The sequence below is a fragment of the Bradyrhizobium sp. CER78 genome, assembly GCF_029846235.1.
GTDB lineage: Bacteria > Pseudomonadota > Alphaproteobacteria > Rhizobiales > Xanthobacteraceae > Bradyrhizobium.
This window is the reverse complement of record NZ_JARVWP010000002.1, coordinates 168,267-185,831: the sequence shown is the minus strand read 5'-3', so window position 1 is coordinate 185,831 and position 17,565 is coordinate 168,267. Positions and strand designations below refer to the sequence as shown.

The window sequence follows — 17,565 nt, the reverse complement described above, 5'->3', positions numbered from 1 at the left end:
GGCGATCGTACCATTGATCCGCGCTCCTTTTTCTTGCGCGTCGGCTATCTCGATTTGCGCACGGCCTCGTTGGCACCCGTGCGCGCATTTCGTTGACGAACCCTTTTTGAAGCTAGAAATCGATCTGAGTTCTATCGGCATATTTAATTGATTGGAGGCGTCGTTATGATCCGTATCGGATCGCTAGCGCTCGTTATCGGTGCGGTATTGACCAACCCGGCCAGCGCACAATCGGACTTGGTCGCGCGCGGTGATTACCTGGTCAACGGCATCCTGACCTGCGGCAACTGCCATACCCCGAAGGGACCATCGGGCGAGATCCGGGATAAGGCTTTTTCCGGCGGCCTGTCATGGGATGAGCCGCCGTTCAAGGTCACGGCCTCGAATATCACACAAGACAAGGAAACCGGCATCGGCAATTACACTGACGCAGAGCTCAAGCAACTGATGCGTAAGGGCATCAAGCGCAACGGCGCGCACGTCGCCATGATCATGCCAAGCGGGTTCTACGAGATCATGACCGATCGCGATCTCGATGCAGTGATCGCTTATCTGCACACCATCAAGCCGATCAGGAATGCGGTGCCGGAGCCAGTCTACAAGATGCCACAAGGACATCCTGTTCCCCCAGGTGGTGAAAGCCCGTACACCGAAGCGATGTTGGGCGACAAGGTGCAGCAAGGATTCTACCTCGCCACGATTGCACACTGTATGGAGTGCCACACGCCGATGGGGCCGCAAGGGCGAGAATTTGCGACCAGCATGGGCGCCGGCGGCGGCAAGTTTCCGGGACCTTGGGGCGTCTCGGTTTCGCGGAACATTAGCTCCAGCAAGACGAAAGGCATTGGCGGCTGGACTGATGACGAGATCAAGCGCGCCATCACTCAGGGCGTCAGCAAGGACGGCAGCAAGCTCAATCCGCCCATGGGCTTCCATTATTACGCCACTCTGGCGGCTGCCGACCTCGACGCCATCGTCGCCTATTTGCGTACGGTGCCGGCAAAAGAATAGTCTGAAAGCCGCTTCTGGCGGGCAATGACGATGGAGAGGCGCAGACCAGGTGAGGGTCCGCGCCTCGCATATCGCCTGCTGCCTTCACGCCTTCGAGATGCCGCCGTCGATCACCGGTCCCATCGGCTCGTAGCGTTCGCCGCTGAAGCGCGTCAGTTGCAGTTGCTCGAGCGGATAGTAGTCGGTCGGCGAGGTGTTGATCTTGATGCCGGGCAGCAGCATGTCGGATTCGACATCTCGCAAATTCGCCGCCTGCTTGATGATGTTTTCGGACGAGACGTCGTCGCCGCACTGCTTGAGCACCTGGACCAGGATCTGGCTGGTGAGATAGCCGGTGACCGCGTAGATATCGTTCTTGGCGGCCGCTGGATCGTATTTGTCGAGGAAGGCGCGCCATTTCTGGATGGCGGGATCGCTGTCCCAGGCCGCATCAACGGGATCTTTCAGGTAGGCGCTCGAGATGATGCCCTTGGACACGTCGAACCCCGCGGCCTTCAGCGTCGATCCGGCGGAGGAGGCGTTGTTGCCGATGTAATGTGCCGGCTGCCAGCCGAGCTCGGCGAGCTTCTTGATGCCTTGGGCTGCGAATTTCGGCGTGGTCATGCTCATGAACACGTTGGCGCCGGCGGATTTGCAGCGCACCACCTGGCTGTCGATCGTCGGGTCAGCGGTCTCATAGGACAGCTCGGCGACGATCGCAGACGCCTTCGCGCCAAGTCCGTCCTTGAAGCCCTTCAGCACGTCACGGCCGAAATCGTCGTTCTGGTAGACGATGCCGATCTTCGGATCGGTCTGCGTCGACAGCACGTCCTGCGCGAAGGCCCGGCCTTCGATCTGGTAGCAGGGCTGGAAACCCATGGTGTAGGGGAAATTCTTGTAGTCGCCGAACTTGGTCGCGCCCGAGGCGATGAAGAGGTGCGGGACCTTCTTCAGGTTCATGTATTTCATGATCGCCGCATTGGTGGGCGCACCGAGCGGCGCGAACAGGACGTCGATCTCGTCGCCTTCGACGAGCTTGCGCGCCTGTTCCACCGTCTTGGCCGGGCTGTAGGCGTCGTCATAGGTGATGTACTTGATCGTGCGGCCGTTGATGCCGCCTTGCTCGTTGATCATCTTGAAATAGCCGCCGGGCGTGCGGCCGATCGACGAATAGACCGCAGCCGGTCCGGAGTAGGCGTCGATGTTGCCGATCACGATCTCGGTCTTGCCCTTGGCAATCGCGGGCTTGCCGAGCAGCAGCGTGGCTGAGGTGGCGGCGGCGCCCTTGATGAGATGACGGCGGGTGAGCCGGGGGGAACGGTTCCTTGTCATTCTTATTTCTCCGCTTCTTCTTGTTGGCCGTTTGGCATTGTTGGCCGTTTGGCAGCCTCTGATGAGCATCTCGGCTTCAAGCATTCCATGCTGCTTGATCCGGATCAAATCAGTTTAAGTGCGCGGCGCGGCGGAACTTGTGCGCAGTCGCTACCATCAGGAATATTGGCGGCGGTGTCAGGATGCGCAGCGGCGCGGCGGATCAAGTGATCCACCGCGCCGCGCGTTGAGGTCGATCAGGCCGGCAATGCCTGGCCTGCCGCACGACCCTTCGCCTTGAGCTGAGGCAGCGGGAAGACGCGATCGTAGGCGATGTTGAACATGAACGCGTAGACCAGATAGAACGCGACGATCGAGATATCCATCATCAGCGCGGCCCACAGCGAGATGCCGAGATACCAGGCGACGAACGGGATCAGCAGCACGATCAGGCCGGCCTCGAACAGCATCGCGTGCGCGACGCGGATCGGCATCGTCTTGGCGACACGGCCGGTGACGCGGACCAGCGCATGGTCGAAGCCGAGATTGAACAGCAAGTTCCAGATCGTTGCCACCGTCGCCGAGACGACGCCGATGACGCCCATATGGGCGACCGGCTGATTGAACAGCCAGGCGGCCGCCGGCGTGAAGATGGCGATACCGATCAGTTCGAACAGGACTGCGTGCCTGATCCGGTCGGAGAAGGAACGCATGGACATTTTGAAACCCTTTCTTGTCGTTGTGACCGGATTTCTATCTGATATTGTGGGATTACAAAGTTAGGCAATATCTGGAAAGGAGATAGATGGCCGTTTCCATGGATCAGCTCGAATCCTTCGTGGCGGCGGCCGAGCAGGGCTCGTTCTCCGGCGCGGCGCGGCTTCTGAAGAAGGCGCAATCGGCGGTCAGCACGCACGTCGCCAATCTGGAAACCGACCTCGGCATTGCGCTGTTCGACCGGACCGGCCGCAACCCGGTGCTGACCGAAGCCGGTGCGCGATTGTTGCCGGAAGCAAAATTGATCCTCGATCGCCGCGAGCATCTGATCGGCGTTGCCAGCAGCTTCGAGGCGCATGTCGAGAAGCGCCTAGTGGTGGCGATCGACGAGCTCTATCCGGAGAGCGCGGTCGGCGAGCTGTTTGCGGAATTCGCCACGCGCTTCCCGCATGTCGAGCTCGAGCTGCTGTTTCCGATCATGGAGGACGTCAGCCGCCTTGTGCTCGACGGCAAGGCCGATGTCGGCGTGATGTGGCGGCAGGAGCAGCTGCCGCCCGAGCTCGGCTTCAAGACCATCGGCTGGGTGCCGCTGCAACTCGTTTGCGGCAAGACCCATCCGTTGGCGCATGGCCGGGTCGATTGGGAGGAACTGAAGCGGCATCGCCAGATCATGGTCACGGTGCGCAACGAGGGAACCGAGCGGCACCGGCTGCGTGTCGCGGCGGAGGTGTGGTGGGTCGAGAGCCATTGGGTGATCCTGCAGATCCTCAAGCATGGTGTTGGCTGGGCGCTGATCCCGGCGCACATCATGGCGAGCTCGCAGGTCGCCGAGGATCTCGCCATTCCCGAACTGGAATTCGACGAGGGCGCGCACCCCGTGGCGCTCGAAGTGGTCTGGCACAAGCAGCGGCCGGCGGGGCCGGCGGCAAAATGGCTGCGCCGCCGTTTCGCCACGCGGCCGCCGATGCTCCGTTTGTGAGCGCCGGACACGCGCATCGCATCGGGAGCTGACATCGCTAGCACGATGTGTTGCCATGCCTGCCGCAATGACCTGACGAGGTGAAGACGATGGCGAAGCAGTTGGAAGGCAAGGTCGCGGCCGTGACCGGGGCGGCGTCCGGCATCGGACTTGCGAGCAGCGAAGCGATGCTGGCGGCCGGCGCGCGGGTGGTGATGGTCGACCGCGACGCCGCCGCGCTCGCGGCGCTCGCCGGCAGGTATGGCGATGCGGTGATCCCGCTGGTCATCGACCTGCTCGATCCCACGGCCTGCGCGACGCTGCTGCCGCGCGTGCTGGAGAAAGCCGGCCAGCTCGACATCCTGCACGCCAATGCGGGCATCTATGTCGGCGGCGACCTCGTCGATGCCGACACCGCCGCGATCGACCGGATGCTGAACCTCAACGTCAATGTCGTGATGAAGAACGTGCACGACGCGCTGCCGCACATGATCGCGCGGGCGACCGGCGACATCATCGTCACAAGCTCGCTCGCCGCGCATTTCCCGACGCCGTGGGAGCCGGTCTATGCGTCGTCGAAATGGGCGATCAACTGCTTCGTCCAGACGGTGCGGCGCCAGGTGTTCAAGCACGGCATCCGCGTCGGCTCGATCTCGCCGGGGCCCGTGATCAGCGCGCTGCTCGCCGACTGGCCGGCGGAGAAGCTGGCGGAAGCCAAAGCGTCGGGCAGCCTGCTCGAAGCCAGCGAAGTCGCCGAGGTCGTGATGTTCATGCTGACCCGGCCGCGCGGCATGACGATCCGCGACGTCGTGATGCTGCCGACGAATTTTGATCTGTAGGGTGAATGGCCGCTGGCCAATCTTCCAGGTCGTCAGCGAGAGGCAAGAAAAGCGCAAAGATTGCGGCTAGCGCGACGAGTATTTCTTGACTAAGACTGGAGCCGTGCCACTAATGCAACCTAACGTCGATAATTGTAGGGCCTGCCTCATGCGCCCAATAGCACTATTCGTTCTGCTGAGTTTTGCTTTTAGTGTCGGGGCCCTTGCTCAACAAAATTCCTCCTCGCCCGGAGGCGCCTCGGCGGGTGCCACAGCACCACCGTCGCCCAAGTCGATCCCAAAGCCGTCGCGAATTGCATGTGCAGCAGTCTGCAACAAGGCCGTAACAGAGGTGACGTTGTCTGACGAAGACAAGATTTGGTTTCAACACTGTGCGGAAGCCTTACTTTGCCAAGGAAGATCACCCCTTCCTTTGGCTTCCCAGCCGAAAAGTCCGGAAGACATTGAGTACGGTCGCGCTGGTAGCGGGATCGAGAATTTGTTGCGAAAGATGTACCGAGATATCATTGGTTAAGAGATGGAAGATTTTAATCCGGCTTCCTTTACAATTTCCGAGTTGCTTTACCCTGTCGGGATGGCTTTCGCCGGCGCGATCGGAATGGCGCTGCTTGCCTTCATCTTCTTTCGAGGCGATCGTTCCTTCTTTGCGGAATTTCGGAGGGTGTTTGCCTACTATTTTTTCTCCGGAGTACCGATAGCGCTAGTTGGATATTCGGTTGGATTTCTTACGGGTATCAGCCGAAGCCCTGCGATAGGCAATCTGCTTCCCGCCGTATTAGCGTTGATTGGGGGGCTGAGCGTCTACGTCTTCGGGACTGATACCACCTACAAATCGCTAGTCGGATATTGCGTGAGCCTTCTCGTGGTCAGCCTATTTTACGGCACCGAAACCGGATCATTTCAAAGAGAGGTTCACAGGGAAGATCGCCTGATGGCCGTATTTGAGCTTGAACGAAGGCTTAAGCTCTATCGCGCGCATCGCGACCTACCTGAGAAGGCATCAGATTGGCTCTATTTGGGAGAGTCCGTCTCCAAATAGCGCACACGCACACCTTGAGCTGTTTGCGGCCGGAGCACGCTCGCTACACTGCGACCAGCTCTTCCGCCGCGTTGCCAGCGCGCTTGGCCTTTTTCACCCTGGCCGGCGCGAACAAACTGCCGGCGGCGAGGCCCGCGGTGTCGGCGACGCCGGGATCACCCGACACCATGGCCGCGACGATCGCACCGTCGATCAACAGCGCGAGCTGGTGCGCCAGCACGGCCGGCTGGGTCGCGCCCATCTCGGCGGCGAGCTTCTCGATATGCGCCAGCACCACCTTCTTGTGCTTCAGCGCGATGTTGCGGAACTGCTTGGCGTCCTTGTCGTGCTCGGCGACCGCGTTGATGAAGGGGCAGCCGTAGAAACGCTCCTCGGCGAACCAGGTCTTCAGGGCAGGGAAGATCCGCGACAGCTTGGTCTGCGGATCGCCGCCGCCGGCCTCGATCGCGCCGATGAACCATTCGCGCCACTGCCGGCCTTCGCTCTCCAGCACCGCATGCACGAGGTTGGTTTTCGAGCCGAACAATTTGTAGAGGGTGGTCTTCGCGGTGCCGGCCTCGTCGATGATCGCGTCGATGCCGGTGGCGTTGATGCCGTTCTTGCAGAACAGGTGCGTCGCGGCATTGAGGAGGCGCCCGCGCGCCGATTCATCGTCGCCGGCGGTGAACGCCGCGGCAGGTTTTTTCTTCGCAAGCGATTTGGCCATGCGCGGCAGTAAATCGGAGCGCGGCGAAATCATCAAGCCGCATCTTCATGAGCGCTCTCCTGCGCTGAAAATAATCGCAAGCCCGCGGCATCTGCTTGGCGATTGAGCAAGACGGCACTGATCAATCCGCAGGCAGGCGCGCGTAAGCGTCTGCGGAATTTCGCCTTTTGATTTGCGGCGGGACTGGCACGCTTCGTGCAGTAAACAGACCGTTCGGTATCCTGACCATTTCCATCGCTCCCAGGGAGAAAACTGATGACCGCTGTCGCCCAGAAAACCGCACTGACCGGCTGCCTCGCGCCGATCGACAGAGGCGGGCTCGAGCAGCTCATTGCCAACGGCAAGGCCAACCCGAAGGTCATCAAGACCTTGAAGTGCAAGACGGTGGCAGAGGGCAAGTTCCGTCACGCCAACTACATCCGCAACCTCGCGCCCTATATCGTCGACGAGCCGCCGGGCCTGCTCGGCGACGATACGGCGCCCAATCCCTCTGAAGCCTCACTCGCCGCGCTCGGCTCCTGCCTTGCGGTCGGCCTGCACGCCAACGCCGTGCATCGCGGCTGGATCGTCAACAAGCTCGAGCTGGAGCTCGAGGGTGATCTCAACATCACGGCGGTGTGGGGCACCGGCGACGTCAGCGAGAAGCCGGTCGGCTTCACCGATGTCCGCGTCAAGGTCGACATGGAATGCGAGGGCGTCGCGCAGGGCGAGATCGACGCGCTGGTGGCGCATGTGAAGAAGTGGTCGCCGGTCGCCAACACCTTCACCCGTCCCGTCAATCTCGAGGTCAGCGCTTAAGCGTCGCCCGGCAATTCAAGGTGCGGAGATCATCCATGACTTCACTGGCTTTATCGCGGGTCGCAGCGCGAGATCCCGCACCGACCATCGCGGGCGAGGTCGCACGCCTCGCCCGTCAGGAACTGGCGCCGCTCGCATCCGCGATCGACGCCGGTTCGGTCTATCCCGGCGAATTCCTGCGCCGGCTCGGCGAGGTCGGCGCGTGGAGCAGCCACGTGCCGCAGGAAGGCCCCGCCGACCTGCGCTGGGCCATCCAGTCGATGGCCGCGATCGGCGAGGTCTGCGGCGCCACCGCCTTCATGGCCTGGTGCCAGAACACGCTGGTCTGGTACGTCGCCAATTCCACCAACTTGAAGCTCGCCGCACGCTTCGGCGACTGCTTCTCTCGCGGGCGCGTGCTGGGCGGCACCGGGCTCTCCAACCCGATGAAGAGCTTCTTCGGCATCGAGCGGCTGAAGCTGAGGGGTCGCAAGGTCGACGGCGGCTACATCGTTCGCGGCGCGCTGCCCTGGGTCTCGAACCTCGGGCCCGGCCATTACTTCGGCACGATCTTCGAGCGCGAGGATGAGGAGGGCGGGACAGTGATGTTCCTCGCCGATTGTTCCGATCCCGCGATCACGCTGACGCCATGCAAGCCGTTCCTGGCGATGGACGGCACCGGCACCTACGGCGTCCAGTTCCGCGACGTGTTCGTGCCGGATGAATTAATCCTCGCCGAGCCGGCCGCCCCCTTCGTCAAGAAGATCCGCGCCGGATTCATCCTGCTGCAGGCCGGCATCGGCCTCGGCTTGATGCGGGACTGCATCAACATCATGGACGAGGTCCATGCGCCGCTCGGTCACGTCAATCGCTATCTGCCGCAGCAACCGCTGCAATTCCGCGAGCTCTATGCCGAGTTCGAGAAGGAAGCGATGGTGCTGGCGAGCGATCCCTACAACGCCGACGACAGCTACTGGCGCCGCGTCGTGGCGCTCCGCTTGCGCATCGGCGATGCCAGCGTCGCGGTCGCGCATGCGGCGATGCTCCATTGCGGCGCGCGCGGTTACCTGATGAGCCACCGCGCCCAGCGCAGGCTGCGCGAGGCCTATTTCGTCGCCATCGTTACGCCCGCCACCAAGCAGCTGCGCAAGATGCTGGCGGACGGCTGAAGCATTCGGGACCACCAAGACTAGCAACCACGCAACAGGAGAGAGCCATGACGGACGTTCTGATCACCGCCGGCGAACTTGCCGAGCTCGTCAAGAAAGAGCCGTGTGTCGTCATCGACACGCGCAATCCGGACGCCTATGGCGCGGGACATCTGCCCGGCGCGGTCAATGTGCATGACATCTTCACTTATCTCGCGACCTCGACGCCGGAAGGCATGCACGCGCTGAAGACCAAGTTCGCCGACGCCTTCGGCGCCGCCGGCCTCTCCGGCAAGGAGACCGCCGTGATCTACGAGCAGTCGATGAATTCCGGCTTCGGCCAGTCCTGCCGCGGCTATTACCTGCTGGCGATGCTGGGCTATCCCAAGATCAAGGTGCTGCATGGCGGCTTCGATGCCTGGAAGGCGGCGGACCTGCCGGTCACCACCGACGTTGCGGTGCCGGCGAAGGCCGGATTTGCCATCGTGCCGGAGGCCGGCGAAATCATGATCGACGCCAAGGCGATGCTGGCGGCGGTCGGCAAGCCGGGCGTCGCCATCCTCGACGTCCGCGACGTCGACGAGTGGATCGGCGAGAGCTCGTCTCCGTACGGCAAGGATTTCTGCCCGCGCAAGGGCCGCATCCCCGGCGCGGTCTGGCTCGAATGGTACCGGATGATGAAGCCGACCGGCGAAGGCCCGCGCTTCAAGTCGAAGGACGAGATCCTTGCGGAATGCGCCACGGTCGGCATCTCGCAGACCACGGCGGTCTATCTCTACTGCTTCAAGGGGGCGCGCGCCTCGAATACCTTCCTGGCGCTGAAGAACGCCGGCGTGAAGGACGTGCGGATGTATTTCGGCTCCTGGAACGAGTGGTCGCGCGATCCCGCGCTGCCGATCGACGAAGGCTTGCCGACCGCTGCGGTCGTAACGGGCAAAGCGGCATAGAAACTGCATGTTTGTCGGCGTCCGGCGGCATAAAATGCGGCCGGACGCCGATCAATGCCGGCGTCGGCGCAGCGTGCCAACGCCTAAGGAGGAAGCCTCATGAAACGCGAAGACCTCACCGAAAAGCTGCTCGACATCAAGCGCGAGAAGGGCTGGAGCTGGAAGTACATCTGCGAAAAGATCGGCGGCTACTCTGAAGTGCTGATCGTCGGCGCGATCCTGGGCCAGATGAAATTGACAAAGCCGCAGGCGGCCAATGCCGGCGAATTGTTCGGGCTGACGAAGGCCGAGACCGCGATGCTCAACGAGGTGCCGATGCGCGGCACCGGCACGCCGATGCCGCCGACCGATCCCCTGATCTACCGCTTCTACGAGATGGTGATGGTCAACGGCCCGGCATGGAAGGCGCTGATCGAGGAGGAGTTCGGGGACGGCATCATGTCGGCGATCGACTTCGACATGGCGATCGAGCGCGTCGCCAATCCGAAGGGCGATCGCGTCAAGATCACCATGAGCGGCAAGTTCCTGCCCTACAAATATTACGGTGCCAGCGGCAACGTGCCGGAATACGGTTTCAAGGAAGGGTAAAGGCGAATGGCGAGTAGCGAACCGGGTTCTCCATTCGCTACTCGCTACCCTCTATTCGCTCTTGGCGGCCGCGAACGCCTCGCGCACCTCCTTCACCGGCGCCATGTCGCGGACGAAGGTGAACGCGCCGTTATCCTTCATCTCGCGGGCAGCGCGCAGGAACGCAGCCAGCGCGTGGCGCTCCATCGCGCCACCGACGCTGATGCGCTTGACGCCGGCGGCCGACAGCTGCTCGACCGTCAAGGTCGGATCGGCAAAACCCATCACCAGATTGAACGGCCGCTTCACGGCCGAGACCACGGTCCTGATGGTGCCGATATCGTACAGACCCGGTGAATACAGCACGTCGGCGCCGGCGGCCTCGAACGCCTGCAGCCGCTTGATCGTGTCGTCGAGGTCCTTGCGTCCCCAGAGGAAGTTCTCCGCGCGCGCTGTCAGCGTGAACGGGAAGGGGAGGGCGCGGGCGGCTTCGACCGCCGCCTGCACCCGTTCGACCGCGAGCGAGAAGTCGTAGATCGGGCGCTCACGATCGCCGGTCGAATCCTCAATCGAGCCGCCGACGACGCCGGCTTCGGCCGCGCGCGCGATGGCCTTTGCCGCGGTCTTCGGATCATCGGCGCCGCAATTTTCCAGGTCGGCGTTGACGGGCAGGTCGGTGGCCTCCGATATCACCCGGCAGTTCTCGATGATGGCATCGAGGGAGATTGTGGCCTGGCCGAGCGTGTTGGCGACCCCGAGGCTGGTGGTCGCGAGCGCCTCGAAGCCCATCGCCGCGAGCAGCTTCGCCGTGCCGGCGTCCCACGGATTTGGAATGATGAAGGCGCCGGGCCGCTGATGCAGCTCGCGAAACCGTGCTGCCTTGTCTGCCTGGGTGCGCATGTGAACTCCTGATGGCTGGGAAAAGCGACTGGCTGCAGCGATAGGGCGGTTTCGGTCATCAGACAAATTTGTTATTTCTTTCGATATCATCAGCTTTTTGCATGAGGCAGAGATGGACAGCGACGCGCTCAACACGTTCCTAGTGGTGCTTCGCCGCGGCGGGATCTCCAACGCCGCCAAGGCGCTGCATCGTTCGCAGCCGGCTATCTCAAGGCGCATCGCGCTGCTCGAGCAGGAGCTCGGCGTGCCCCTGTTCGAGCGCATCGGCGGCAAGACGCGGCTCAGCGATGCCGGACGGGTGATGGTGCCCTATGCCGAACGCGCGGTGGCGGCAGCGCAGGATGCCGAGAACGCGGTGCGCGCGCTGCTGCGCGACAATTCCGGTCCGGTGGCGCTGGCGGTGACGGGCACGCTTGCGGGCGAGCGGCTCTCGAAGGTGCTGAAGCGCTTCGCCCGCGAGCATCCCGATGTCACGCTGACGCTGCGCACCGCGACCAGCGCGGAGGTCAGCGATTTGATCCGGCGCGGCGAGGCGACGATCGGGTTGCGCTACGATCAGGACCGCTCAGGCGAGCTCGATTGCGAGGTGCTGCGCGCCGAGCCGCTCGGGGTGGTCTGTGCGCCGGACCACCCGCTGGCCGGACGCCGGGTCGGCAAGCTCGCCGATCTGAGGGACGAGCGGTGGATCGCGTTTCCCGAAGTGCCGGGACGGCGCGAGATCACCGCCTCTCATGTGTTCGCCCTGTTCCTGACCCACGGGCTCGGCGAGATCGCATGGACGCCGGTCGACAGCCTGACCGCGCAGAAACGGCTGGTCGAGGCGGGGCTCGGGATCGCGCTGCTGTCACATAGCAATGCGGCGGAGGAACTGCGCGCCTCGACGATCGCGACGATTCGCGTCGGCAATCTCAGCGCAAGCCACGAGGTCGTCGCGGTGACGCGGCATGGCGGCTTCCTCAGCGCCGCGTCGCGCCGTCTGCTCGACATCATCCGCGCTGAGTTCACCAAAGCGAGGGGTACAAACACGTCGCGCCGGAACAATGTTCGGCGCGCGTAGAAGGTCGTACTGGAGCGTTGCGGGGCTGAGCCCAGGTTCGCGCTTCCTGCTTTCAGGTTCCTGCCTTCACCTGGGTCACCGCAACGGCCAGCAGCTCATCCATCTTGGCGCGGATGTCGCGCTCGGTGGCGGGCTGGCCCTTGGCGGTGAGGTCCTTCAGCACCTTGTGCAGGACGTCATTGTCGCCGGCTTCCTCGAAGTCGGCGGCCACCACTTCCTTGGCATAGGCGTTGGCAGCGTCGCCCGTGATGCCGAGCTTCTCGGCGGCCCACAAGCCCAGCAGCTTGTTCCGGCGCGCTTCCGCCTTGAACTTCAGCTCCTCATCGAGGGCGAACTTCTTCTCGAAACCTTCCTCGCGCTTGTCGAATTCGCTCATGGCCGAAGTTCCAATCCCCTGCTGAATGCGCCGCAGCTCGTTGCGGCGGCCCCGATGCCTGCCTAAATAGGTGGGAGGAATCGGCAAGACAACGAGCCGTTAAGCCGCAGGCAAAACAGGCGGAATCGGCCCTTTTCGATAGCGCGGTATAAGTGCCCGCAAGGGGGCACTATCGATTGTGCTGGATGGGCCAATCAGATAGGTTGCCAACAGGTGTGGTTCTTGTTCTGTTTCCAGTTGGATAGCTCAGGTTCCAGGCCTCCGCGGCAGCTCCGTCGTGGGTCGTAACCCCAAGTCATCCGGAGCACCCAAATTCATGGATTTCAACAAAACACGGTACATCCCAATGAGCCGTCGACGCCGCATTTATGAAGGCAAGGCCAAGGTGCTTTACGAAGGCCCCGAGCCGGGAACCCTGATCCAGCACTTCAAGGACGACGCGACCGCGTTCAATGCCAAGAAACACCAGGTGATCGAGGGCAAGGGCGTCCTCAACAACCGGATTTCGGAGTACCTGTTTCAGCACCTCAACGACATCGGGGTGCCGACCCACTTCATCCGCCGCCTCAACATGCGTGAGCAGCTGATTCGCGAGGTCGAGATCGTGCCGCTCGAGGTGGTGGTGCGGAACGTCGCCGCCGGCTCGCTGTCGCAGCGGCTCGGGATCGAAGAGGGCACCCAGCTGCCGCGCTCGATCATCGAGTTCTATTACAAGAACGACCAGCTCAACGACCCCATGGTGTCGGAAGAGCACATCACTGCTTTCGGCTGGGCAACACCCCAGGAGATCGACGACATCATGGCGCTGGCCATCCGTGTCAACGACTTCCTGACCGGTCTCTTCCTCGGCATCGGCATCCGCCTCGTCGACTTCAAGATGGAGTGCGGACGGCTGTTCGAGAACGAGATGATGCGGATCATCGTCGCCGACGAGATCTCGCCGGACTCCTGCCGGCTGTGGGACATCAAGTCGAACGAGAAGCTCGACAAGGACCGTTTCCGCCGCGATCTGGGCGGCTTGCTCGAAGCGTACACCGAGGTCGCGAAGCGGCTCGGCATTCTGATCGAAAACGAGCGGCCGGCCGGCAGCGGCCCGGTCCTGGTGAAGAGCTAAGCTTAAGGGGCAATCGTGAAGGCACGTGTGACTGTTACGTTGAAGTCGGGCATCCTCGATCCGCAGGGCAAGGCAATCGAGGGCGCGCTGAAGTCGCTCGGCGTCGACGGCATCGCCAGCGTTCGGCAGGGCAAGGTGTTCGACATCGAGCTCGCCGCGACCGACAAGGCCAAGGCGGAGGCGGCGCTGAAGGCCGCCGCCGACAAGCTGCTGGCGAACACTGTGATCGAGAACTACCGGGTCGAGGTCCTGAGCTAGCCGGGCGCGCCAGATGACAACAGCTACCCTCGCTGCTGGCGGTAACCGTATCGTCGTTCGATCGTTGTTGGCTGCCCTGCTGACGGTTGCTGGAAGCGGCGGTGTCTCGGCGCAATCGGCGCCGCCGCCACCCTCCGCCACTACGGAGGCGCCGCCATTCTTGGTCAGCGGATGGAGCTACGAGCGCCGCGGCTCCGATGTGCACATGTTCCGCTGCACGCAGTCGTCCTGCGGCGCGGGCTCCAAGGTGAGCTACCGGTACTATACCGGCGGAAAGCAGATGACGCTCGACCAGTTCCGTGCGGGGCAGGAGCAGATCATCAAGGCGCTGGAACAGCGGACGCCCGGACAGCGGATTACGCTGCTCGGCGTTGACGGCGACAAGGGCACGGCGACGCCGCGCATGTTCAAGGCACGGCGCCTGACCGTGACGGCCGATGGCGCAAGCGAGTATCAAGTCAGCGGCTTGCTGATCGGCGGACAAGGCTCCGCCAGCCTGATCAGTTCGGCGCGCGACGAGAAGGCCAGCAACGACAATTACGCAAAGTTTGCCGCCGCAGCGAAGCTCGTGCTGGCGCCCAAAACCAGGTGATGCAATGAAATCAGCCGTCCTCGTCTTCCCCGGCATCAACCGCGAGCGCGACATGGCGCGCGCGCTCAAGCTCGCATCCGGCAACGAGACCGCGATGGTCTGGCATGCCGAGACCGCGCTGCCCAAAGGCACCGACCTCGTGGTGGTGCCCGGCGGCTTCTCCTACGGCGATTATCTGCGCTGCGGCGCGATCGCGGCGCGCGCGCCGGTCATGGACGCGGTGCGCGACTTTGCCGCCAAGGGCGGGCTCGTGCTTGGCGTCTGCAACGGCTTCCAGATCCTCTGCGAGTCCGGCCTGCTGCCGGGCGTCTTGATGCGCAATGCCGGGCTGAAATTCGTCTGCCGTGACGTGCATATGAAGGTCGAGCGCTCCGACACCCCGTTCACCCGCGGCTACAATGCCGGCCAGGTGATCCGCGTGCCGGTGGCGCATGGCGAGGGCAATTACGAGGCGGACGAGGAGACGCTGAAGCGGCTCGAGGGCGACGGGCGGGTGCTCTACCGCTACTGCTCGGCCGATGGCGTGGTCGACGAGGCCTCCAACTTCAACGGCGCCGCGCATTCGATCGCCGGCATCGTCAACGAGCGCGGCAATGTGCTCGGCATGATGCCGCATCCGGAGAACCACGTCGAAGAGATCATGGGCTGCACCGACGGCCGCGGCCTGTTCGCCGGGCTGGTCCAGCAGTTCGAGAAGGCGGCGTAACGGAAATGCTGGGGCGGTGGTGCCTTGCCGCGGCCGCGGTACTCGTTTTTGCGTCAGCGGCCAACGCCCAGGAACTCCCAAAGCAGGACTTCCCAAAGCGCCCGATCACGATGATCGTGCCGTTTACGGCCGGCGGCACCTCCGACGTAATTGCGCGCGCGGTCGCAGACCAGATGAGCGCGGCGCTCGGCCAGAGCATCATCATCGAGAATGTCGGCGGCGCCGGCGGCTCGACCGCGCTGACCCGCGCGGCACGCGCCGAGCCGGACGGCTACACGATCGCGATCGGCAATGCCGGCACCAACGCCGCGACCTACACGATCTATCCAAAGCTGTCGTTCACGCCGGACTCCTTCGCGCCGATCGCCGTGGTGGCGAAAACCTTCGGCATCGTCGCTTTGCGCAAGGATTTTCCGGCCAGGGACCTCAAGGACTTCATCGACTACGCCAAGAAGAACCCGGGCAAGGTCAATCTCGGCCATGCCGGCGTCGGCTCGTCGAACTATCTGATCTGCAAGAGCTTCGTGCATGCCGCCGGGATCGACGTGCAGCTGGTCGGCTATCGCGGCGCCGCGCTGGCGCTGACCGATGCGATCGGCAGCCAGATCGACGGCGTCTGCGATGCCGCGGCCTCGGTGTCGCAGGCGATCGACGACAAACTGGTGAAGGCGGTCGTGGTCGGCTCGACGGTGCGGCTCGCCTCGCTGCCGGAGCTGCCCACCTCGGCAGAGGCCGGGCTGCCCGAGTTCGAGGCGCAGGGCTGGAACGGACTGTTCGCGCCGAAGGGCACCCCGCCCGAGATCATCGCCAGGCTCAACGCCGCTGCGCGCACCGCGGTCGCAAGCGAAGCGGTGAAGAAGCGCTTCCTCGATCTCTCGACGGTCGCCCCCGACGCCGATGAACTCGCGCCGGAGGCGCTGCAGCAACTCGTGACCCGCGACGTCGCGAAATACCGCGCGCTGCTGGCGGACGACAAGAAGTAGCGGCTTTGCGGCGTGCAACTCCCTATTGTGGACACAGTCTACTGCAAGCCTGCGTTCAGGTTTGATCGGGGATGCGGTCATGCGCCGTGTGGTGTTGCGATGCTGCGCCGGCGTGGCGCTCGCTTGGCTCGTTGCCGGTGCCGCGACCGGCGAACAGTCTGGCTTGACTTACTCACCCTGGGCGAAGGTCTGCTTGGGCGATGCATGCTTCGTCGGGCGAGACGGTCGATTGAAGATAGAGAGCGTCGACTGCGGGCCGGTCGTATCAGCCACGCTCATCGCGCGCACCGGAAATACCAGGAAAACGTTGCGCGTCATCCTGCCGACCCGGGTGAAGGTGGAACGCGGCGTTCGGATCATCCTCGACCAGGCGCAGGCGATTGAGCGGCCCTTCACGAGCTGCTTTGCCAGCGGTTGCTTCGCAGACTACGACGCGGGTCCGGATCTGGTCGATCAGCTCAAGCAAGGGCATACGCTTGCCCTGGAGGCAATCGACAAGGCCAATTCGCCGATCAGCCTGATCGTACCACTTGCCGGCTTCGCTGATGCCTACGATGGACCACCACAAGAGACGACGGTGATCGAGCTCTCGAAGGAGGAAATGCAGGCGACGTCAGAAGAGGAAAAGCGCGCTGAAGAGGAGCGCAGGGCCCGCTGCGAAGCGCAATAGGGACGGTGAACCTGGACTGTTCGGTCTGCGACCAATGCGGGGATAATCGCCTCCGTTTCACAATCTCTTCACGCTAGCACGGCCGGCATGGCAACCGGGGATTGTCGCAGCGTGCCGGGCACGTTATGACGGGGGCGATTGGGATGGACTGTCCGGTTCGCGGGGATCCGCAATGCCTGTTGCATTGGTTGTATTGCTGCTCGACATCACGCTGATCTATCACGCCTCACGTACTGGGCGCTTGCAGCCGTGGGCCTTCATCATCCTGATGGTGCCGCTGATCGGCGCGCTCGCCTACATCGTCGTCGAGCTGATTCCGGAATGGTGGGGCGGACCGGGCGCCGCGCAGGCGCGCAAGCGCGTCGCCAACCGGCTCGACCCGGAGAAGCGGTATCGCGATCTGTCCGACCGGCTCGCGACATCAGACACGATCACCAACCGCGCGGCGCTGGCCGCGGAGTGCCAGGCGATCGGGCGTTACGAGGAGGCGGAGAGCCACTACGACCACGTGTTGCGGCTGCCGCAGGGCGACGATCCGGCCTACGCGCTTGCCAAGGCGCAGGCCCAGTTCGCGCGGAAGAAGCCGGCCGAGGCGCTGGCGACGCTCGATGCCTTGCGCGAGCACTGGCCGGATTTCGAATCCGCCGAGGGGCATCTGCTCTATGCCCGTTCGCTCGCCGAGCTGGGTCGGCTCGACGAGGCACTGGAGGAGTATCAGGCGGTGTCGCAGTATTTTCCGGGCGCCGAGGCGCGGGTCCGCTATGGCCTGCTGCTGCAGCTGGTCGGCCGCACCGCCGAGGCGCGCATCGTGTTCAACGAGCTGTTGATCCAGATGCGGCGCGCGCCGAAATATCTGCGCGATGCGCAGGCCGAATGGCTTTCGATCGCCGAGAAGCAGCTATCGACTTGA

General features: G+C 63.4%; 21 protein-coding genes. 16 read left to right on the top strand and 5 right to left on the bottom strand.

Features of this window, described 5'->3' with window-relative positions:
- Positions 1–165 precede the first annotated feature (165 nt).
- Entirely contained in the window at positions 166–1,011 is an 846-nt protein-coding gene (locus QDT69_RS03995; RefSeq protein ID WP_279705341.1) for a c-type cytochrome, read from the top strand.
- A gap of 84 nt (positions 1,012–1,095) precedes the next feature.
- Here QDT69_RS03995 and QDT69_RS03990 read toward each other — a convergent pair whose 3' ends face one another.
- The gene (locus QDT69_RS03990) at positions 1,096–2,322 is read right to left on the bottom strand and encodes an ABC transporter substrate-binding protein (RefSeq protein ID WP_279705340.1); all 1,227 of its coding nucleotides are present in this window, start codon (positions 2,320–2,322) and stop codon (positions 1,096–1,098) included.
- A 236-nt stretch (positions 2,323–2,558) separates the two neighbouring features.
- A complete protein-coding gene (locus tag QDT69_RS03985; protein ID WP_347952022.1) occupies positions 2,559–3,014 on the bottom strand; it encodes a PACE efflux transporter in 456 nt (151 codons plus the stop codon).
- A gap of 92 nt (positions 3,015–3,106) precedes the next feature.
- Between QDT69_RS03985 and QDT69_RS03980 the strand changes: the two genes are divergently transcribed.
- The 3 genes from QDT69_RS03980 to QDT69_RS03970 all read left to right on the top strand — a co-directional run bounded on the left by QDT69_RS03980 (position 3,107) and on the right by QDT69_RS03970 (position 5,854).
- Positions 3,107–3,997, top strand: a complete 891-nt coding sequence (locus tag QDT69_RS03980) for a LysR family transcriptional regulator (RefSeq protein WP_279705337.1) — start codon at positions 3,107–3,109, stop codon at positions 3,995–3,997.
- A gap of 89 nt (positions 3,998–4,086) precedes the next feature.
- The gene (locus QDT69_RS03975) at positions 4,087–4,815 is read left to right on the top strand and encodes an SDR family oxidoreductase (protein ID WP_279705336.1); all 729 of its coding nucleotides are present in this window, start codon (positions 4,087–4,089) and stop codon (positions 4,813–4,815) included.
- 517 nt (positions 4,816–5,332) lie between these two features.
- Positions 5,333–5,854, top strand: coding sequence for a hypothetical protein (locus QDT69_RS03970; RefSeq protein WP_279705335.1), 522 nt, complete (start codon positions 5,333–5,335; stop codon positions 5,852–5,854).
- A gap of 43 nt (positions 5,855–5,897) precedes the next feature.
- Here QDT69_RS03970 and QDT69_RS03965 read toward each other — a convergent pair whose 3' ends face one another.
- Positions 5,898–6,560 carry a TetR/AcrR family transcriptional regulator gene (locus QDT69_RS03965; RefSeq protein WP_279705334.1) on the bottom strand — a complete coding sequence of 221 codons (663 nt, stop codon included), beginning with the start codon at positions 6,558–6,560 and terminating at the stop codon, positions 5,898–5,900.
- Positions 6,561–6,815: 255 nt separating this feature from the next.
- Here QDT69_RS03965 and QDT69_RS03960 point away from each other — a divergent pair, with 255 nt between their 5' ends.
- From QDT69_RS03960 to cynS, 4 genes are all read left to right on the top strand, one after another.
- Complete coding sequence (locus QDT69_RS03960) at positions 6,816–7,358, top strand: OsmC family protein (protein ID WP_106327264.1); 543 nt, start codon at positions 6,816–6,818, stop codon at positions 7,356–7,358.
- Between the two features lie 35 nt (positions 7,359–7,393).
- Positions 7,394–8,506 carry an acyl-CoA/acyl-ACP dehydrogenase gene (locus QDT69_RS03955; RefSeq protein ID WP_279705333.1) on the top strand — a complete coding sequence of 371 codons (1,113 nt, stop codon included), beginning with the start codon at positions 7,394–7,396 and terminating at the stop codon, positions 8,504–8,506.
- 47 nt (positions 8,507–8,553) lie between these two features.
- Positions 8,554–9,432 carry a sulfurtransferase gene (locus QDT69_RS03950; protein WP_279705332.1) on the top strand — a complete coding sequence of 293 codons (879 nt, stop codon included), beginning with the start codon at positions 8,554–8,556 and terminating at the stop codon, positions 9,430–9,432.
- Positions 9,433–9,531: 99 nt separating this feature from the next.
- Entirely contained in the window at positions 9,532–10,020 is a 489-nt protein-coding gene (cynS, locus tag QDT69_RS03945) for a cyanase (RefSeq protein ID WP_279705331.1), read from the top strand.
- Positions 10,021–10,071: 51 nt separating this feature from the next.
- Here cynS and QDT69_RS03940 read toward each other — a convergent pair whose 3' ends face one another.
- Positions 10,072–10,899, bottom strand: a complete 828-nt coding sequence (locus QDT69_RS03940) for an isocitrate lyase/phosphoenolpyruvate mutase family protein (RefSeq protein WP_279705330.1) — start codon at positions 10,897–10,899, stop codon at positions 10,072–10,074.
- Positions 10,900–11,011: 112 nt separating this feature from the next.
- On the opposite strand from QDT69_RS03940, the gene QDT69_RS03935 reads away from it, so the two are divergent.
- On the top strand, positions 11,012–11,956 hold the full coding sequence (locus tag QDT69_RS03935; protein WP_279705329.1) for a LysR family transcriptional regulator: 945 nt from the start codon (positions 11,012–11,014) through the stop codon (positions 11,954–11,956).
- A gap of 52 nt (positions 11,957–12,008) precedes the next feature.
- On the opposite strand, the gene QDT69_RS03930 is transcribed toward QDT69_RS03935, so the two are convergent.
- Positions 12,009–12,332: a DUF1476 domain-containing protein gene (locus tag QDT69_RS03930; RefSeq protein ID WP_279705328.1), complete on the bottom strand. Its 324-nt coding sequence runs from the start codon at positions 12,330–12,332 to the stop codon at positions 12,009–12,011.
- A 346-nt stretch (positions 12,333–12,678) separates the two neighbouring features.
- Between QDT69_RS03930 and purC the strand changes: the two genes are divergently transcribed.
- The 7 genes from purC (at position 12,679) to QDT69_RS03895 (ending at position 17,565) form a co-directional block, all read left to right on the top strand.
- Complete coding sequence (gene purC / locus QDT69_RS03925) at positions 12,679–13,446, top strand: phosphoribosylaminoimidazolesuccinocarboxamide synthase (protein ID WP_016843454.1); 768 nt, start codon at positions 12,679–12,681, stop codon at positions 13,444–13,446.
- Between the two features lie 15 nt (positions 13,447–13,461).
- Positions 13,462–13,704: a phosphoribosylformylglycinamidine synthase subunit PurS gene (purS, locus tag QDT69_RS03920; RefSeq protein WP_021077860.1), complete on the top strand. Its 243-nt coding sequence runs from the start codon at positions 13,462–13,464 to the stop codon at positions 13,702–13,704.
- A gap of 13 nt (positions 13,705–13,717) precedes the next feature.
- Complete coding sequence (locus tag QDT69_RS03915) at positions 13,718–14,296, top strand: hypothetical protein (protein ID WP_279705327.1); 579 nt, start codon at positions 13,718–13,720, stop codon at positions 14,294–14,296.
- A gap of 4 nt (positions 14,297–14,300) precedes the next feature.
- Positions 14,301–15,002 (top strand): phosphoribosylformylglycinamidine synthase subunit PurQ, encoded by a 702-nt coding sequence (gene purQ, locus QDT69_RS03910; protein ID WP_166206990.1) that lies wholly within the window; start codon positions 14,301–14,303, stop codon positions 15,000–15,002.
- Between the two features lie 5 nt (positions 15,003–15,007).
- Positions 15,008–15,985, top strand: a complete 978-nt coding sequence (locus QDT69_RS03905; protein WP_279705326.1) for a tripartite tricarboxylate transporter substrate-binding protein — start codon at positions 15,008–15,010, stop codon at positions 15,983–15,985.
- A 79-nt stretch (positions 15,986–16,064) separates the two neighbouring features.
- Positions 16,065–16,655 (top strand): invasion associated locus B family protein, encoded by a 591-nt coding sequence (locus tag QDT69_RS03900; protein WP_279705325.1) that lies wholly within the window; start codon positions 16,065–16,067, stop codon positions 16,653–16,655.
- Between the two features lie 172 nt (positions 16,656–16,827).
- On the top strand, positions 16,828–17,565 hold the full coding sequence (locus QDT69_RS03895; RefSeq protein ID WP_279705324.1) for a tetratricopeptide repeat protein: 738 nt from the start codon (positions 16,828–16,830) through the stop codon (positions 17,563–17,565).